Annotated in this window: 8 protein-coding genes; 7 read left to right on the plus strand and 1 reads right to left on the minus strand. The window is 72.9% G+C overall.

Annotation, left to right across the window (positions count from 1 at the left end):
* Positions 1 to 142 precede the first annotated feature (142 nt).
* The 6 genes from H0E84_RS17835 (at position 143) to H0E84_RS17860 (ending at position 10164) form a co-directional block, all read left to right on the plus strand.
* A complete protein-coding gene (locus tag H0E84_RS17835; RefSeq protein ID WP_180679999.1) occupies positions 143 to 2557 on the plus strand; it encodes a DEAD/DEAH box helicase in 2415 nt (804 codons plus the stop codon).
* Positions 2554 to 3555, plus strand: coding sequence for a ribonuclease H-like domain-containing protein (locus tag H0E84_RS17840; protein WP_180680000.1), 1002 nt, complete (start codon positions 2554 to 2556; stop codon positions 3553 to 3555). Before H0E84_RS17835 ends, H0E84_RS17840 begins: the two co-directional genes overlap by 4 nt.
* Positions 3556 to 3752: 197 nt before the next feature.
* On the plus strand, positions 3753 to 3941 hold the full coding sequence (locus H0E84_RS17845) for a DUF6229 family protein (RefSeq protein WP_180680001.1): 189 nt from the start codon (positions 3753 to 3755) through the stop codon (positions 3939 to 3941).
* A 78-nt stretch (positions 3942 to 4019) separates the two neighbouring features.
* Positions 4020 to 6842: a type 2 lanthipeptide synthetase LanM family protein gene (locus H0E84_RS17850; protein ID WP_219339814.1), complete on the plus strand. Its 2823-nt coding sequence runs from the start codon at positions 4020 to 4022 to the stop codon at positions 6840 to 6842.
* 104 nt (positions 6843 to 6946) lie between these two features.
* Entirely contained in the window at positions 6947 to 8737 is a 1791-nt protein-coding gene (locus H0E84_RS17855) for an ABC transporter ATP-binding protein (protein WP_180680003.1), read from the plus strand.
* Positions 8734 to 10164, plus strand: coding sequence for an FAD-binding oxidoreductase (locus H0E84_RS17860; protein WP_219339815.1), 1431 nt, complete (start codon positions 8734 to 8736; stop codon positions 10162 to 10164). Before H0E84_RS17855 ends, H0E84_RS17860 begins: the two co-directional genes overlap by 4 nt.
* A gap of 176 nt (positions 10165 to 10340) precedes the next feature.
* Here H0E84_RS17860 and H0E84_RS17865 read toward each other — a convergent pair whose 3' ends face one another.
* Positions 10341 to 10826, minus strand: a complete 486-nt coding sequence (locus H0E84_RS17865) for a GNAT family N-acetyltransferase (protein ID WP_180680004.1) — start codon at positions 10824 to 10826, stop codon at positions 10341 to 10343.
* A 346-nt stretch (positions 10827 to 11172) separates the two neighbouring features.
* Here H0E84_RS17865 and H0E84_RS17870 point away from each other — a divergent pair, with 346 nt between their 5' ends.
* Positions 11173 to 14220 (plus strand): ligand-binding sensor domain-containing diguanylate cyclase, encoded by a 3048-nt coding sequence (locus H0E84_RS17870; RefSeq protein ID WP_180680005.1) that lies wholly within the window; start codon positions 11173 to 11175, stop codon positions 14218 to 14220.
* The last annotated feature ends 108 nt before the right edge of the window (positions 14221 to 14328 follow it).

A 14328-nucleotide genomic window follows, 5' to 3' on the forward strand; every position in this document is an offset into this window, starting at 1 on the left:
GCAAACCGGGTGGCCAGGGCGCGCCGCAAGGCGCGCCTTTTTCGTGTCGCAGCCGCGGGAACCCTGGCTCAGCGGCATTGCAGACTCATCGAGTGAGACGCGACCGGCCTACAACGGCATTCCCTGCCGCCACGGGCCGACCTTGAACGCGATCCTCCGCTCCGCCGACCATCCCATCGTCCGTCCCCGCGCCGCCGGCGACGGCACCGCGCTCGCCGAGCGCCTGGCCCGCCGCTACGGGGAACGCATCACCGGCAGCTTCCTGGTGCCCGGCCGGGAAGGCCGCTTCGCGCCGTTCCCCGCCGATCTCCCGCCCCGACTGTGCGCCGCCCTGCGCGCGCGCGGGCTGGAGCGCCTGTACAGCCACCAGGCCCAGGCCTGGGAAGCCTGCCGGGCGGGACGGAGCATCGTGGTGGCAACCCCCACGGCCTCGGGCAAGTCGCTGTGCTACACCCTGCCGGTGGTGGCGGCGGCGCTCGAGGCGGGCAGCAAGGCGCTGTACCTGTTCCCGACCAAGGCGCTGGCGCAGGATCAGGTGGCCGAGCTGCTCGAACTCAACCGCGCCGGCGCGCTGGGCCTGCGCGCGGCCACCTTCGACGGCGACACCCCGGGCGATGCGCGCCAGGCGATCCGCCTCAACGGCGACATCGTGGTCAGCAACCCCGACATGCTGCACCAGGCGATCCTGCCGCACCACACCAAGTGGGCGCAGTTCTTCGAGAACCTGCGCTACGTGGTGATCGACGAGGTGCACACCTACCGCGGCGTGTTCGGCTCGCACGTGGCCAACGTGGTCCGGCGGCTGAAGCGGGTGTGCGCGTTCTACGGGGTGGCGCCGCAGTTCATCCTCTGCTCGGCGACCATCGGCAACGCCGCCGCGCACGCCCGGGCGCTGGTGGAGGCGCCGGTGGAAGCGGTGACCGAGAGCGGCGCTCCCCACGGCGACCGGCACATCCTGCTATGGAACCCGCCCATGGTGAACCCGGGCCTGGGCATCCGCGCCTCGGCGCGCTCGCAGTCCAACCGCATCGCCCGGATCGCGATCAAGGCGGGGCTGAAGACGCTGGTGTTCTGCCAGTCCCGGCTGATGGTGGAGGTGCTGACCAAGTACCTGAAGGAGGTGTTCGACCACGATCCGCGCAAGCCGCGGCGGATCCGTGCCTACCGGGGCGGCTACCTGCCCACCGAGCGCCGCGCGGTGGAGCGGGCGATGCGCGCCGGCGACATCGACGGCATCGTCAGTACCTCGGCGCTGGAGCTCGGCGTCGACATCGGCAGCCTCGACGTGGTGGTGCTCAACGGCTATCCCGGCAGCGTCTCGGCGACCTGGCAGCGCTTCGGCCGCGCCGGCCGCCGCCGCAAGCCCTCGCTCGGGGTGCTGGTGGCGAGCTCGCAGCCGATGGACCAGTACATCGTGCGCCATCCGGAATTCTTCGCCGCCGCTAATCCGGAGCACGCGCGGATCGAGCCCGACCAGCCGCTGATCCTGATGGACCACATCCGCTGCGCCGCGTTCGAGCTGCCGTTCGCCGACGGCGACGCGTTCGGACCGGTCGAGCCCGGCCCGTGGCTGGAAGTGCTGGCCGAGAGCGGCGTGCTGCACCGCGAGGACGGGCGCTGGGAATGGATCGCCGACAGCTACCCGGCGCAGGCGGTCAACCTGCGTTCGGTGGCCGACGGCAACTTCGTGGTGGTCGATCGCACCGACGGCCGCCAGACCATCCTCGCCGAGGTCGACTACTCCGCCGCCGCGCTCACCCTGTACGAAGGCGCGATCCACATGATCCAGTCCGAGCCGTTCCAGGTCGAACGCCTGGACTGGGAAGGCCGCAAGGCCTACGTGCGCCGCACCCACGTCGACTACTACACCGACGCGATCGACTACACCCGGCTCAAGGTGCTCGACCAGGCTGAGGCCGCGCCAGCGGGCGAAGGCGACGCCAGCCACGGCGAGGTGCACGTGGTGCGGCGGGTGTCCGGCTACAAGAAGATCCGCTTCCATACCCACGAGAACATCGGCTACGGCCCGGTCGCCCTGCCCGACCAGGAGCTGCATACCACTGCCGCATGGTGGCAGTTGCCGCAGCGCGTGCTGGATGCCGCGTTCGGCAGCCGCCAGCACGCCCTCGACGGATTCCTGGGCGCCGCGCATGCGCTGCATCTGATGGCGCAGCTGCTGGTGATGGCCGAGGGCCGCGACCTGCAGAAGGCGGTCGGCAGCGGCGACGGCGCGTGGTTCGCCAGCAGCGACGCGGCCGGGCGCGGCAGCTGGCGCAATGCCGGCGGCGAGGCGGGTGCGCCGGACGACCTCCGCGGCTTCACGCCGACGCTGTATCTCTACGACAACTACCCCGGAGGCGTAGGACTGTCGCTGCCGCTCTACGAGCGCCGCGCGGAACTGCACGCACGCGCGGTGGAGCTGGTGCGCGGCTGCGCCTGCACCGGCGGCTGTCCTGCCTGCGTGGGCCCGGTGCTGGCCGCGCAGGAAGAGAACGGCGCGGACGCGCCGAAGCGCCATGCGCTGCGCGTGCTGGAACTGCTGCGCGAGGCGGCATGAGCCGGTTGGCGAGGCGTCTGGCCGGGCTGCGGCAGCAGGCGGGCGCCGCGGGGGCATCCGCCGTTCGTGGGAGCCCCGTCGCCGCTGGGGCGATGGACGCCGTGGTCAAGACGCCGCCGACCGAGTTGGTGCGCATCGTGCCCGCGGCCGCTGCTTCCCTGGCGGCCTGTGCGGCAAACGCCGATGCGCCGGATCCGCAATCGGTGCGGGAGAACGACACAGGAACAGGAGGCGCGCCCGCGCGCGAGGCAGCGCTCGCCAGGCTGCGGCGCCTGCTCGACCTGCGGCCTCGGCCGCCGCTGCAGCCGGCGCCCGCGGCCGATCGCGTGCTGGACGGCGTGGAAATCGCGCCAGGCCTACGCTACGTCGAGACCTGGACGCCCTGGGAAGCGCGCGGGCCGCTGTCGCTGTACGGCATCGGCCAGGGCGAGGTGGCGCGCGAACGCCTGCTCGCGTTCGATACCGAGACCACCGGCCTGGCCGGCGGCACCGGCACCCGCGCCTTCATGATCGGTGCCGCCGACTGGCGCGATGGCGGCCTGCGCCTGCGCCAGCTGTGCATCGCCACATTGGCCGCCGAGAGCGAGATGCTGCGCGTCTTCGCCGGCTGGCTCGGGGACGACACGGTGCTGCTCAGCTACAACGGCAAGAGCTACGACCGGCCGTTGCTCAGTACCCGCTACCGGCTCGCGCGTCAGGCCGACCCGCTGCCGGCCTGCGGCCATATCGATCTCCTGCATCCGGTGCGCCGCCGCTATCGCGGGGTATGGCCGAACTGCCGCCTGGCCACCGTCGAGCGCGAACTGCTGGGGGTGCTGCGCGAGGACGACCTGCCCGGCGCCGAGGCCCCCGCGGCATGGCTCGGGTACCTGCGCGGCGGCAGCGCAGCCAGGCTGCGCCGCGTCGGCGCCCACAATGCCCAGGACCTGCGCAGCCTCTGCGGGCTGCTGGAGCGGCTGGCGGACGAGACCGGGACATCGCCGCGCGAGCGCGGCTAGCCGCGGCCGCGCCGACGCGATTCTCGCTCCGGTTCTGCAACCCGTGTCACAGTCGCAAGGGTCGCCCGTGTGTAGGTTGCAGCTGTGCCGGGGCTGTCACAAGGCGTGACGGTTGAAGGGTATGAAGCAGTATCGGTTGCGCCTGCGCGCGCTTCCGGCACGCGTTTTCCCCTCAATTTTTTCAAGGAGAGAGAAAGATGAAGAACGCTTCCCAGAGTGCCGAGCTCGTCGCGCAGTGGCGCAGCAATGCCCAGGCCGGAAATCCGGCGGGTCCGCTGTTCGTGTCGGGCGAGTTCGCCGAGGCGGACATCGTGTGCGAGACCGGCACCGGCAGCGGCCAGTGCGGAACCGCCTGTTCGGGCTCGCTGACGCGCATGTGCTGCTGAGGCGTCATGGTGTCTGTGGCGCCTGTCGCGGACGCTGAAAACTTCGATGCATCGCTGGGTTGCCTGATCTCGCCCGCAATGGGCGGGCTGGCAACCCGGCTCGCTTCCATCGAAGGGCTGCGGGCGGGCGAGCGTGCCGTCGTCGTCGAGGCAACGCGCGAGGCGTTGCGCGACGTGCTCCATGCCAAGCTCGGCCGCCTGCTCGTACTCGAACTCAACGCTGCCCGCGTGACCGGGCGCCTGCGCGCCGCCACGGCCGGGGACAGATGGCGCGAGTTCCTGGAAATCTCTTCGCGGCGGGCCTTCTGGGACGACCTGTCCGAACACTACCCCCCGCTGCACGCGCGCGTCGAAACGATCCTGGACAACCGCTGCGCGGCATCGGTCGCGCTGGCCCGCCACTGGGTCCGCGACCGCGAGCACCTGTCCGCGCTGCTGGGGGGGCCGCCGGGCGCAATGCTGGAGCTCCGCTTCGGCGCCGGCGACAGCCATCGCGGCGGCAGGACCGTGGCGATGATCCGCGCCGAAGGCGGGCGGACCGTCTACAAGCCGCGCTCGCTCGCGGTGGACGCAGCGCTGGCGGACTTCATCGCCTTCGTGGCGGAGCGGCACGCAGGTGCAGTGACCATGCGCGTGCCGCGCAGCTGGAGCGGCGCCGACCACGGCTGGGTGGAATTCATCGAGCACCGCCACGCGCGCGACGACGGCGAACTGCGGGGCTTCTATCGCGGCATCGGCCACTGGCTGGCGCTGATGCGCCTGCTCGCGGGCAGCGACCTGCACGCGGAGAACCTGATCGCTCACGGCGGCGAGCCGGTCGTGGTGGACTGCGAGACGCTGTTCACCCCCGTGTTCGCGCCGAGGGTCTCCGACTACGGCCAGGCGCAGGACCGCGCCGCCGGCCTGGTCGCGAGGACCGTGCTCAACGTCGGGCTGCTGCCGGGCCGCGGCGTCGGCCTCGGCTGGCGCGGGATCGACAGTTCCGCGCTCGGCATGCTTCCGGGGCAGCAGCCGATGGTCGCGCAGCCGGGCATCCTTTCCGCCGGCTCGGACCAGGCCCGCATCGGCACGACGCTGGTCGCTGCGCCGGTCGCCAGGAACCACCCCAGCGAGCATCCGGCGCTGGCGCAGTATTGGCCGGAGGTGCTGGCCGGATTCGATGCGATGACCGCGACCCTCCAGCGCCTGGATCGCGACGGCGTGCTGCGGGCGCGGCTGGAGCCGTTCGCCGCCTGCCACACGCGGGTGGTGCCGCGGGCGACCGAAGTCTATGCCGAGGTCGGCCGCATGCTGTGGCACCCGGTCTCCCTGCACGACCCGGAACCCGCGCGGCAGCGCGCGTTCGAACTGCTCCGGAAGATGGCCGGCAACGTCGCCACCGCCCCGGACGATCCGGCGGTCGTTCACGCCGAGATCATGGACCTGGAGGAAGGCGACATCCCCTTCTTCGCAGGATGCGTCGGCGAAGGGGTGTACTCCGGGCCCGGAGGCACGCGCTGGGGTCCGGGCGGCAACCTCGTCGACCAGTCCCTGGCGCATTGGCGGACGGCCGACTTCGGGCTCGAGCGGGGCGTGATCCAGGCATCGCTGGTCAGCGCCTACATCAACGACGGCTGGATGCCGGACGAGGCCTCGATGCTGCCCGAGCGCGGCCGCGGCGGGGATCTCGACGCCCGGCGCAGGCGCCAGGCCGCCTCGATCGTCCAGGCGATGGCGGACCGTTCGATCAGGGCCGGGGACGGCAGCATCGCCTGGATCGCGCCGGTGCTCGACCCCACCGGCTGGTCGGTGCAGCCGCTGCAGCAGGATCTCTACAGCGGGATGTCGGGGCTGGCGGTGCTGGCCGGGGCGTATCTGCAGGAAGTCGCGGGCGGGCGCGCCGATCCCGTCGCAGGGCTCGACGCGGTCCTCGACGACACCCTGCGCACGCTGGGGCTCTTCGAGGCCAAGCGCGAGCGGCTCCAGCGCCAGGGGCTCAAGGTCAGGCCGCTCCCGCCGGGCGGCTACATCGGGCTGGGATCGCAGATCTGGACCCACCTGCTGCTGGCGCAGTGGGGACTGGACGGCGGGCGCGGCATCGAGCGCGCCGAAGCGCTGGCGGCGCAACTGCCCGTGTCGATCGCCGCGGACGAGGTGCACGACCTGCTGTCGGGTGCCGCGGGCGCGATCGTCCCGCTGATCGCGCTCGCGGAAATCTCCGGCGATTCCCGCCACCTCGGGCTCGCGCGCGAAGCCGGCGACCGGCTGTGTGCGCATGCGGTGCGCCGCGACGGCAGGGCCTGGTGGGTGCACGGCCAGTGGCCGGAGGGCGTCGGCGGTTTCGCCCACGGCGTCACCGGGATCGGCTGGGCCCTGCAGCGGCTCGCACGGGCCACCGGCGAGGAACGCTACGCGGAGGTCGCCGCCGGCGCGTTCGCCTTCGAGGACGCGCTGTTCGATGCGACCGAGCGCAACTGGCGGGACCTGCGCAACCTCGAGGGCGGGACCGGGACGGCGGCGGCGTGGTGCCATGGCTCGGTCGGCATCGGGCTGGCCCACCTCGACCTCGATCCGGCGCTTGCGGACGGGCGCACCCGCGCGCTGGTGCGCGACGCGGCCCTGGCGACGCATCGCCTCGGCTTGGGCTGGAACCACTGCGCCTGCCATGGCGATGCCAGTGCGTGGGAGCTGCTCGACCGGGCCATCGCCGCCGGAGAGGGCCCCGACGGCATGCACCGCGACCGGCTGCTCGATCTCCTGCTGACCAGCCTGGAGGAGCATGGCCCGTCCTGCGGCCTGGCCCGCGACGCCTTCGTGCCCGGCCTGCTGCCGGGGGTCGGGGGCGTGGCCTACCAGTTGCTCAGGGCCCATCCGGACAGCCGCCTGCCCACCATCCTCACGCCCGGGGGCGGCCTCGTCTGAGCGTCGACCCGGCCACGGCGGAGGAGCTGCAGGTCCCCTATTGGCGGCTGGAGGAGGAGGCGCAGGCGCGCCCCGGGCTCTGGGCGCTCACTCGCAGGCTCGGGATGGCGGTGCGCCCGGTGATGCGGATCCTGCGCAGGGCGGCCCCGACGTCTTCCCTGGTGATCCTGGCCGCGCAGCTGGGCTCGGGCGTGGCGACCGCCGGCCTGCTGCTGCTCACCACCGACATCCTGTCGAGCCTGCTGGCGACGGTGCCCAACGCGGACCGGCTGCGGGCGGCGTTGCCGGCGCTGGCGATGCTGGCGGCCGTGTACGTCGTGAAGATGATCCTCGATGCCGCCGTGCTGCATGCCCGGGCGCACCTGGTGCCGAAGGTGCGCAGGCTTGCGGAGGAGGAGTTGTTCCATGCGAGCCTGGGCGTGGAGCTGGCCGCGTTCGACGATCCCGGCTTCTACGACCAGCTGCACCGGGCCCGCGATCGCGGCGTCATGCACCTGGAGGGCGCCACTGCCTGCCTGGTCGATGCGCTGAGCGCGGCGTTCGCGGTCGCGGGCGCCGCCGCGGCGCTGTTGCTGTTGCACCCGCTGCTGCTGGTGCTGCTGGTGCTGGCGTTGCTGCCCGAGGGCTGGGCCGCCCTGCACGCGGCCAGGCTGCAATACGGGGGCATGCCCCTCACCATCGCGTATACGCGCCGCGCCCAGATGATGGGCGAGCTGGCGACCCAGCGCGAGGCCGCGCCGGAGATCCGCGCGAACCAGGCGCAGGAGTACGTGCTGTCCGAATTCCGCCGCTGCGCCGGCGAGCTCCAGGACCACCTGGTGCGGCTCGGCATCGCGGAGGCGCGGGCCACCACGTCGGGGCGCCTGCTGTCCGGCGCCGGACTGGTCGGGACGTTCGTCGCGCTGGGCTGGATGCTGCACCAGCAGTGGCTGGACCTCGCGGTGGCGGGCACGGCGGTGATCGCGATCCGCGCGACGTCGGGATCCTTGCGCATGTTCATGCAGATGGTGCACGAACTCTTCGAGAAGGGGCTGTACATCAGCGACTACCGGGAGTTCACCGAGAACTCGGCGGCACTCTCGCGGCCGCGCCGCGGCACGGCCGCGCCGGCCAGTCCCGGCCGGATCGCGCTCGAGAACGTGGGCTTCCGCTATCCCGGCGAACACGGCCGCACGGCGCTGCGCGATCTCACGCTGACGATCGAGGCCGGGCAGACGGTCGCCCTGGTCGGGGAGAACGGGTCCGGCAAGACCACGCTCGCCAAGCTGCTCGCGGGGCTCTACCGGCCGGGTAGCGGGCGGATCTGCTGGGATGGCGTGGACATCCGCGAGATGGATCCGGAAAGCCTGGCCGACCGGGTGGTGATGGTGCAGCAGCATCCGATCCGCTGGCCGCGCAGCGCCGAGGACAACATCCGCCTGGGGCGGTACGCGCGCACCGATCCGGAAGAGGCCGCGCTCATGGAGGCCGCACGGCAGGCGCGGGCCACCGAGGTCGTCGAAACCCTTCCCGACGGCTGGCGCACGCTGCTGTCGCGCGAATTCCGCGGCGGACAGGACCTGTCGGCAGGGCAGTGGCAGCGCCTGGCGGTGGCGCGCGGCCTGTACCGCGATGCGCCGCTGGTGATCTGGGACGAGCCGACCGCGCCGCTCGACGCCCGTGCCGAACACGCCGTGTACGAGTCGCTTCGCGGCTTGTCCCGCGACCGGACCGTGGTGATGATCACTCATCGCCTGGCCAGCGTGCGCAACGCGGACCGGATCTTCTTCCTCGAGCGCGGGGCGCTGGTGGAGCAGGGCACCCATCGCGAACTTCTGGCCATGGACGGACGCTACGCAGAGCTGTACCGGCTGCAGATGCGGATGCACGGCCCCGAGCCCGTGGGCGAACCGTGAGCGACGCGGCCGACCCGGCCCGCGGGCTGCCATGGGAGCGACTCGCCGCACGGATGCGGGGCGAGGTGATCGCGGCCGGCGACGACAGGATGCTGCTCGCCAGCAAGCACTTCGCCGCGGGCAGGCCGCTGGCGTTCCCGGAAAGGCTGCTGCGCTGCGCCAGGCCGGACGACGTGCGGACGTGCCTGGAATTCCTGCGCGAGCACGGTCTCGATTTCGCCCTGCGCAGCGGAGGGCATTGTTTCGCCGACCTGTCCTCGAGCGATTCGGTGATCCTCGATGCCGGTCCGATGGACGCGGTGGTGCCGGAGGGCGACCTGGTGAAGCTCGGGCCGGGTGCGCTGGCCGGCGACGTCAGCCGGTCTCTCGCCGCCGCCGGACGCGCGATCCCCACCGGCGGCTGCCCGCTGGTCGCCGTCGGCGGGCTCGGGCTCGCCGGCGGCTTCGGTTTCCTCGGCCGCCGCCACGGCCTGACCACCGACCAGATCGAGTCGATGCAGGTCGTGACCGCCGACGGGCAGCTGCTGTCGACATCGGCCGAGAGCCATCCGGACCTGTTCTGGGCGCTGCGTGGCGCGGGATGCGCCGGCTTCGCCATCGTGACGTCGCTGACGTTGCGGACCCGCCCGCTCCAACCGGCCACGGTCTGCCGAGCGGTCTGGCCGATGGAACACGCGGCGGACGTGATCGCCCTGTGGCTGTCGTGGGGTCCGGACGCGTCGGACGAGGTGAACCTGGAAATCGGCCTGTACTGTCCGGACGATCCGGAGCGGCCCTGCCACGTCGAACTGTTCGGTGTGGTACTGGGCGAGGGGGTGGGCGCGCGCGCGCAGGTCGCCACGGTGCGGGCCGCGCTCGGGCCGCACGGCGCCGCGCTGCGGACCTGGGAGCTGGCCGGCCCTGCCGCGTCCGCGTACATGGTCGGACAGTTGAATCACCAGACCGGCGACGCCTGGCTGCCGAGCCGGCCGTACCGCGACGTCGGGTTCCAGTTCACCCGTTCGGATTTCTTCGACGCGGCACCGGACGCGGACGCGATCGGCCACCTCGTCGATCGTTTCCAGTCCGACCGCCGTTTTCCCCAGTGCCGCGAGCTGGAACTGGTCCCCTGGGGCGGCGCCTACGCGCGGCCGAACGCGCACGCCTGCTTCCACCACCGTCGGCCACGCCTGCTGGTGCGGCATACGGCGATGGTCGGCGCCCGCGCGCCCGTCGACCTGCGCGAGCACGCGCGCCGCTGGGTGGACGCCTCGCAGGCGGCCCTGGCCGCGCACGCGAACGGGCACGCGTATCAGGGCTACGCGGATCTGCAGCGGTCCGGCTGGGCCGATGCCTACTATGGCGACGCCTGGCCGAGGCTGCGGCAGGTGAAGCGACGCTACGATCCGGACCAGGTGTTCCGGCACGCGCAATCGGTCGCCCCCTGACGGCGTCGCACCCGGAGCCGATTCGCGCGTAGACAGGTAGGGGCGGGCATCGCGCGGCGCTGCCCGAACAGAGCCCCGTCCGGCGGCCAGATGGGTGCCGCGAGGGTCGTTTCACGGTCGCGATGGCGGCTGCTGCGGCGCATTCGAAAACCGTTCAGTGCGACGCCGCGCCGGACTCACAGCATCCGGGTCATGAACACGCTGTACGGATCCTCCACGTAGCCGTCGAACGGGCCGCAAGGCGCGAAACCGAAACCGGCGTAGAGGGCGCGGGCGGGGGCGAACGCCGCCATCGAGCCGGTCTCCAGGCTGAGCCTGCGGTATCCGCGCCGGCGCGCTTCGCCGAGCACGTGGCGCAGCAGCGCAGCCGCCACGCCCTTGCGCAGGTGGGCCGCCGCGGTGCGCATGGACTTGAGTTCGCCGTGCTCAGGGTCGAGCTGCTTGAGTGCGATGCAGCCGGCCAGCGTTCCGTCCAGCCAGCCGCTCCAGAAGGTGATGCCGGGGCCGCGCAGCCCGTCCGGGTCGAGCGCATGGATGCTCTCCGGGGGCGAATGGCGCGCCACGTCGCGCAGGTGCTCGCGCAGCAGCCCGGAGATCTCGGGACCGGTCAGGGGGTCGAGCTCGATCTGCAGCGCGGTATGCACGGTGCGGGGCGCTGGCATGCCGAGGTCCCGGGGGAGGAGCGCAAAAGCGTGCAGCGACGGCCGAGTCGCGGTCAAGACCTGCGGCGCGAGAACCGGACCAGCGCCTCGCCGCGGCCGGTGTCGCTCCACGACGGACCGCTGACGGCCTTCACCGGTTGGCCGGGGAGACAGGGTCGATCCCGGATGGCTCCCGGCGGCCTGGCTGCGGCGGGTCAGGAATCCGGCCTGGCGGCCGATACACCGGACGAGACCATTGCCCGGAGGAACCGCCCGGACCAGCGCAGTGCGCGGCGACGCGCGCGTGCCGCCCCCAGGGCGGCCACGGCCTGGACCGGTCATCGACGCCATGCCGCCAGGATCGCGCATGTTCGGATCACGCCGCGCGCCAACGCGCCTGGCGACGTGCGCCCTGCTGCTGGGCGCCGCGACCGCGGCCTGCGCCGAGCCGCAGCAGTTCCGCCACTATTCGGCGGTGGACGGCCTGCCGCAGGCCCAGGTCACGGCGCTCCACCAGGACCGGCACGGCTTCCTGTGGGCGGGCACGTTCGGCGGGCTCGGCCGCTTCGACGGTCGCGCGTTCGCGCAGTTCACCACCGCCGACGGGCTCAGCAGCAATACCGTGCAGGCGATCGCCAGCGAGGCCGACGGCACCGTCTGGGCCGGCCAGTCCCGCGGGCTGTGCCTGCTGCGGGCACCGCGGGCGCGCTTCGAGTGTCCCGATCTCGCGGGGATCGCCCAGGCGAACGTGCAGGCGCTGCTGGTCGTCGGCGACGCGCTATGGGTCGGCGCCCGCGAGGGTCTCTATCTGCTGCGCAGGGACGCGGAGGGGAACGCCGACGCGGAGACCGTCGTCGACGACGACGTGGCCGCGCTGGCCCCGGACGGCGAGGGCGGTGTCTGGGTGGGCGGCCGGCAGGGGCTGCGCCGCATCGGGCCGGCGGGCCCCGGGCCGATGCTGGCGCTGCGCGACGGCGCCGGGGTGCGCGCGCTGCTGCGCGATGGCGAGCGGCTGTGGATCGGCACCGACAGCGGACTGCTGCTGTACCGGCACGGGCAGGTGACGGACGCCCCCGGACTCGACCCGGCCCTGCCGGCGCTCGAGGTGCGGGGCCTGGCCCTGGGCCCGGACGGCCGGCTCCGCGCCGCTACCCGCCTGGGCCTGCTCCACGCACAGGAGGAGGGCTTCGTCCTGCTCGGGCAGGAGAGCGGGCTGGCCAACGACAACCTCTATGCGGTGCTCCGCGACCGCGAGGACATCCTGTGGATCGCCAGCGATGCCGGCCTCAGCAGCCTGGTCGACGGCGCCTTCGTCGGCTACGGCGAGCGCGACGGCCTGTGGCAGGGCTTCGTGCGCGCCCTCGCCGAAGACGAGCGCGGGCGGCTGTGGCTGGGAACGCGCCGGGGCGTGCAGGTCGTGGCGGTGGATGCGGCGGGGCGGCTGCACGAACAGTTCCGGATCACCCACGAGGACGGGCTGGTCGACGACCGCATCTACGACATCGAGTTTCCCGCGCCCGGCGAGGCGCTGCTGGCGACCGGCAACGGCCTGGCGCACTGGCGCGAGGGCGAAGGGCTGCTGCGGCTCTATACCGAGGACGATGGCCTGCCCGGCAACGGCGTGCGCGCGCTGCAGCCGCTGCCCGGCGGCGACGTCTTCGTCGCCACCCGGGGCGGGATGGCCACCCTGCGCGACGGCGCCGTCGTTCCCATCGGCTGGCCGGCGCTGGCCCAGGCGCAGGTGATCAGCATCAACCGCGGCGACGATGGCCGCGTCTGGTTCGGTGCGCTGCAGGGCGGGCTGCTGCGGCTCGACCGCGACGGCGTGGTGCGCCGGTTCGACGCTGCCGCCGGGCTCAGCGACGAGACCATCTGGGACGTCGCCCCCGATCGCCATGGCGGTGCGTGGGCCGGGAGCAACGGCGACGGCCTGTTCCACGTCGCCGCCGACGGCGCGATCTCCCGCCATACCCGCCGCGACGGCCTGGTCGACGACTTCGTCTGGCAGGTGCTGGTGGACCGCGGGGGCAGCGTCTGGGCGTACACCAATCGTGGCCTGTCGCGCTTCGACGGCGGCGATTTCTCCAACTACGGGCTCGACGACGGCCTGCTGGACCAGGAGGGCGCCGCCACCGCCGCGCTGGAAACCGCCGCCGGCGACCGCTGGTTCGCCTCCAACGACGGCCTGATGCGCTACGTCGACAGCGAGCGCGATACCGCTGGCCCTGCGCCGGTGGCGGTGATCCATCAGGCGCTCGCGGCTGGCGAACCGATCGTCCAGGATGGCGCTCTGCAGGCGGGCTCGCGCAGCCTCGAGTTCCATTTCTCCGCGCCGCTGTTCCGGCGCAACCCGGATCTGCTGTATCGCTACCGCCTGCGGGGTGCCGACGAGGCCTGGGTGGAGATGCGCGCCAACCGCCCGATCGCCTATGCGAACCTCGGCCCGGGCCGCTACGTGTTCGAGGCGCAGGCGCGCAAGGCCGGCCAGCCCTGGCCGCAGTCGACGGCGGCGTTCGGGTTCGAGGTGCGGCCGCCGCCGTGGCAGACGCCGCTCGCTCGCGGGATGCTGGCGCTGTTCGCGGTGCTGACGGTCTGGGGGCTGGTGCGACTGCGGATCCGTCACGTCGAGGCCAGGCGCAGGGCGCTGCAGCAGCTGGTGAGCGAGCGCACGCGGGCCCTGGAGCAGGCCAACGACCGGCTCGAGCATGCATCGTTCACCGACCCCCTCACCGACCTGCGCAATCGCCGCTTCCTGGCGCACCAGGTCGTCGCGGACGTCGCCGAAGTCCGGCGCCGCCACGCCGGCGGCGCAGCCCATCCGAACCGCGACATGATCTTCGCGATGGTCGACGTCGACCACTTCAAGCGGATCAACGACACCTTCGGCCACGCCGCCGGCGACCGCGTGCTGCGCACCTACGCTGAAGTGATCCGCGCGGTGATCCGCGAGTCCGACTACGCGGTGCGCTGGGGAGGGGAGGAGTTCCTGCTGGTCGCCCGGCACACCGAGGCGGCGCAATGCGGCGCGCTGGCGACCCGGCTGGTCGAGCGCGTGCGCGCCACCCGTTTCGTCGTCGACGACGCCGGGACCGCCATCGACTCGACCTGTTCCGTGGGCCTGGCGCGCTTCCCCTTCGCCGGCAGCGACGTCGCCGGGCTCGGCTGGGAGCAGGTGGTCGACGTCTGCGACGCCGCGGTCTACCTCGCCAAGGCCGGCGGCCGCGACGGCTGGGTGGCGATCCAGGGCGCCCCCGGGGTCGACCTCGGCGAGCCGGCCCGATTCATGCGCCGGCTCAAGCGCGATCCGCTGGCGCTCGCCGCCGAGGGCTCGATCGTCCTGTCCGGGACCCGCTGCCCGGCGGACCCGGACCGCCCGGCGCCGGGAAGAGCGCCCGGTGCCGTGGGCGCGACCTGAGCCTCCGCCACGGGCGGCGGTGCCCGTCCCCGAGCCCCGGGAACGGCCGGGCCTCGCGCAGCGCCTCGGGCGGAAACCTACAGATTCCCGGGCAGAGGTCGATATCCG

This window comes from Luteimonas salinisoli, assembly GCF_013425525.1.
Lineage (GTDB): Bacteria > Pseudomonadota > Gammaproteobacteria > Xanthomonadales > Xanthomonadaceae > Luteimonas > Luteimonas salinisoli.

Excerpts from the sequence above, each read along its gene's own strand:
- H0E84_RS17840 (WP_180680000.1), top strand. The coding sequence starts at position 2,554 with ATGAGCCGGTTGGCGAGGCGTCTGGCCGGGCTGCGGCAGCAGGCGGGC.
- H0E84_RS17845 (WP_180680001.1), top strand. The coding sequence starts at position 3,753 with ATGAAGAACGCTTCCCAGAGTGCCGAGCTCGTCGCGCAGTGGCGCAGC.
- H0E84_RS17850 (WP_219339814.1), top strand. The coding sequence starts at position 4,020 with ATGGGCGGGCTGGCAACCCGGCTCGCTTCCATCGAAGGGCTGCGGGCG.
- H0E84_RS17855 (WP_180680003.1), top strand. The coding sequence starts at position 6,947 with ATGGCGGTGCGCCCGGTGATGCGGATCCTGCGCAGGGCGGCCCCGACG.
- H0E84_RS17865 (WP_180680004.1), bottom strand. The coding sequence starts at position 10,826 with ATGCCAGCGCCCCGCACCGTGCATACCGCGCTGCAGATCGAGCTCGAC.
- H0E84_RS17870 (WP_180680005.1), top strand. The coding sequence starts at position 11,173 with ATGTTCGGATCACGCCGCGCGCCAACGCGCCTGGCGACGTGCGCCCTG.